This window comes from Pseudomonas sp. 22189 (genome assembly GCF_052045635.1).
GTDB lineage: Bacteria > Pseudomonadota > Gammaproteobacteria > Pseudomonadales > Pseudomonadaceae > Aquipseudomonas > Aquipseudomonas parakoreensis.
Window position 1 is genome coordinate 1 of sequence record NZ_JBQEPG010000073.1, and the last position, 589, is coordinate 589.

A 589-nucleotide genomic window follows, 5' to 3' on the forward strand; every position below is an offset into this window, starting at 1 on the left:
TATCGACCATTCGGCGCCTGTAAAGAAACTCTGCACAGTCAGGGTGTCGTTCGTACCATAACGAATGAGCAGGTCCGAATATCCAGTGCGCTCAAAACCGGTGATGTCGGTCGAGTTGACGTCAGTGAAACGCACCACATCCATGTCTGTCGCACGGCCATCGTCGGCGATGACATCCTGCCCATCCCCGCGACTGAAAATGAAGGTGTCTGATCCACTGTTACCGGCTAACAGATCGTTGCCGACACCGCCATTCAGGGTGTCATTTCCTTGGGCCCCGGTAAGTCTGTCGTCGCCCGAGCCTCCGTCCAAAGTGTCATTCCCGCTGGCGCCGTCCAAGCTGTCATTACCGGCCAAGCCATAAAGGCCGCTATCGATACCCGTCATACCAACAAGAGCGTCGTTACCACTGGTTCCCACGATGCGTTTGGCGACATCGGCAGTGGTCCAGACCACCCCATCGGAAAAGTGGAATTCCTCAACTGAATAGGTAGCCCCTGAAAAATAGCTTTGGATATTAATCACGTCATCCGTGCCATATCGCAGCACGAGATCATATGGGTTTGGGCGTTCGAAGCCGCTTATATCG

At 54.2% G+C, this 589-nt stretch carries 1 protein-coding gene; it reads right to left on the minus strand.

Features of this window, described 5'->3' with window-relative positions:
- Positions 1–589 (minus strand): calcium-binding protein (locus tag ACTJKS_RS28030; protein ID WP_440829056.1); only part of this gene is annotated, 589 nt, incomplete at both ends.